At 32.4% G+C, this 3,056-nt stretch carries 3 protein-coding genes; all 3 read right to left on the bottom strand.

Translation table 11 applies throughout. The annotated features are described in order from the left end of the window. Positions 1 to 1,395 (bottom strand): RNA polymerase factor sigma-54 (gene rpoN / locus ACH2BO_RS13110; protein ID WP_395045182.1); only part of this gene is annotated, 1,395 nt, incomplete at its 3' end. A gap of 199 nt (positions 1,396 to 1,594) precedes the next feature. Beyond that, positions 1,595 to 1,984 (bottom strand): GxxExxY protein, encoded by a 390-nt coding sequence (locus ACH2BO_RS13105; protein ID WP_395045181.1) that lies wholly within the window; start codon positions 1,982 to 1,984, stop codon positions 1,595 to 1,597. 150 nt (positions 1,985 to 2,134) lie between these two features. Further along, positions 2,135 to 3,056, bottom strand: a 922-nt coding sequence (asnS, locus tag ACH2BO_RS13100; protein WP_395045180.1) for an asparagine--tRNA ligase, incomplete at its 5' end; no start/stop codon positions are given.

The following is a 3,056-nucleotide window of genomic DNA, read 5'->3' as shown; positions in this document are numbered from 1 at the left end:
AATTGGGTATCCTTTTTCTTTTAGAATCTCGGCTAATTGATCGTCTGGAAGTGGTTTTTGTTTGTCTTCATCTTCAATAGTATTCTGTAGAATTTTTTTGATTTCTAAAGTTGAAACGTCTTCGCCTTGATCGTTTTTCATGGCTTCTGAAAAGAATTCTTTTATCAGTTTTGTTCCGTATGGCGTATCGACATATTTACTATTGGCAACACGAGAAACTGTAGAAATATCTAGACCAACCATGTCGGCAATGTCTTTAAGAATCATTGGTTTCATTGACGTTTCTTCGCCATCAAGAAAAAATTCTTCCTGAAAATGCATAATGGCATTCATGGTTACAAATAGCGTTTCTTGACGTTGTTTTATGGCATCAATAAACCATTTTGCCGAGTCTAATTTTTGCTTAATGAACTGAACTGCATCTTTTTGAGAATTCGATTTATCTCGTGAATCTTTATAGGTTTGCATCATTTCTTGGTAATCTTTAGAAACGTGCAATGATGGTGCATTTCTGCCATTTAAGGTTAATTCTAGTTCGCCATCGTTGATTCTGATTGCAAAATCTGGAACTATATTTTCGGTAACTTTATTATTTCCTGTGAAAGATCCTCCAGGTTTTGGATTTAATTTTTCTATTTCGTGAATGGCTTTTTTTAATTGCTCATTAGAAATACTATGTTTTTGGAGTAACTTATCGTAGTGTTTTTTGGTAAATGCTTCAAATTGATTTTCTATAATATCTGTTGCTAGTTCAACATATTCTGTTGGTGTTTTGTGCTTTAATTGTAGCAATAAACATTCTTGTAAATCGCGTGCTCCAACTCCAGATGGTTCTAGTTCGTGAATAATATGCAAGACTTTTTCAACCGATTTTTCATCAGTATAAATACCTTGAGTAAACGCCATATCGTCAACAATATCTTGAATTGTTCTACGAATATAACCCATATCGTCAATGCTTCCAACAAGAAATTCTGCAATTTCTCTGTCGGTATCATTTAATATAAAAGTGTTTAATTGATTGATTAAATCTTGATGAAAACTTACTGGCGATGCATAGGGATTTTCACGATCGTCATCGTCATCGCTAAAATTATTGGCTTGAAGTTTGTAATCTGGAATTTCGTCGTTGCTTAAATACTCGTCAACGTTAATGTCGTCGGCTTCAATATTGTCGCTTCCTTCATAATCGTCATATTCGTCGTTGTTGTCAAATTCGTCTTTTTCAAAAACTTCTTCTTCATCTTTTCCAGTTTCTAATGCTGGATTCTCATTCATTTCTTCCAACAAGCGTTGCTCAAATGCCAATGTTGGCAACTGAATCAACTTCATCAACTGAATTTGTTGAGGTGATAATTTTTGAGATAATTTGAATTGTAAGTTTTGTTTTAACATGATAAGACACGGTTTGTTTTTTGCCACAAAGGTACTAAGTCGCTAAGTTTTTTTCTTTGCCACGAAGGCACAAAGGCACGAAGCTTTTTATTTTCTTTCTTTGCCTCAAAGGCACTAGTGCACAAAGTTTTTTTATTAAAAAAAATTTAGAAAAGGTTAAAATTAAAAACTTTTTATTTGTGTCTTAGCGCCTTTGTGGCTACTTTTTTGTGTTTATAAATCTTTTTATTCCATTTTTGATTAATGAAACATTAAAATTAATTAAAAATCCTAATTCATTATTTGTTAATCTTAAATGACTGATAATTTGTGCTTGCCATACTGGATTAACTATTTCAACTGCTTTAGTTTCAACAATAACAAGATTTTCAACAATCAAATCTAATCTTAACTTTTCATTTAATTGTATTCCATCATATATAATGGGAATATCAACTTGTCTTTTTACTTTTAATCCTGCTTTTTCAATTTCATAAGCAAGACATGCTTCATATACTTTTTCTAGTAAACCTGGTCCAAGTTCTTTGTGAACTTTAAAAGCGGAATTTACAATTATTCTGGCTATTTCTTCAATTCTTTCTGATGGCATATATTTTTTTTTGACTCAAAGGCACTAAGACGCAAAGTTTATTTCTATTTACATGCTTTCTTTAACAAAAAGGTTACATTTATTTTTTATCAATTAATAAAAAATTAAAAACTTTGTGCCTTTGTGTCTTCGTGGCAGAATTTTAGTGTCTTAGAACTCTGCGTTTAAAGGCGTTCGAGGATAAGGAATTACATCACGAATATTGGTCATTCCTGTTACAAAAAGCACCAATCTTTCAAATCCTAATCCGAAACCTGAATGCACTGCGCTTCCAAATCTTCTTGTGTCTAAATACCACCAAAGTTCTTCTTCGTCAATTCCTAATGCTCTCATTTTTTCTAGTAAAACATCATAACGTTCTTCTCTTTGACTTCCGCCAACTATTTCTCCAATTCCTGGAAAAAGAATATCCATTGCTCGAACTGTTTTTCCATCTTCGTTCAATCTCATATAAAATGCTTTGATATTGGCTGGATAATCAAACAAAATCACTGGACATTTGAAATGTTTTTCTACCAAATATCTTTCGTGTTCGCTTTGCAAATCTGCACCCCAATCTTCAATAATATAATTGAATTTTTTCTTTTTATTTGGTGTTGAATCTCTTAAAATATCAATTGCTTCTGTATAAGAAACTCGTTTGAAATTATTTTCTAAAACGAAATTTAGTTTTTCTAACAACGCCATTTCGCTACGTTCTGCTTGTGGTTTCGATTTTTCTTCGTCTAATAAACGTCCTTCCAAGAATTTTAAATCTTCTTGACATTTATCCATCGTATATTTAATTACGTATTGAATAAAATCTTCGGCCAAGTCCATATTGTCATCCAAATCATTGAAGGCAACTTCTGGTTCAATCATCCAAAATTCTGCTAAATGACGAGACGTGTTTGAATTTTCTGCACGAAATGTTGGTCCGAAAGTGTAAATCTGACCTAAAGCCATTGCAAAAGTTTCTCCTTCTAATTGTCCGGAAACGGTAAGATTGGTTTCTTTTCCGAAGAAATCTTCTTTGTAATTTACTTTTCCATCTTCGGTTCTTGGTGTGTTGTCAAATGGTAAAGCGGTAACT

Origin of the sequence: Flavobacterium sp. (assembly GCF_043773265.1) — a bacterium.
In the GTDB taxonomy this organism is placed as follows: Bacteria; Bacteroidota; Bacteroidia; order Flavobacteriales; family Flavobacteriaceae; genus Flavobacterium.
This window is presented reverse-complemented; position numbering and strand designations above follow the sequence as displayed.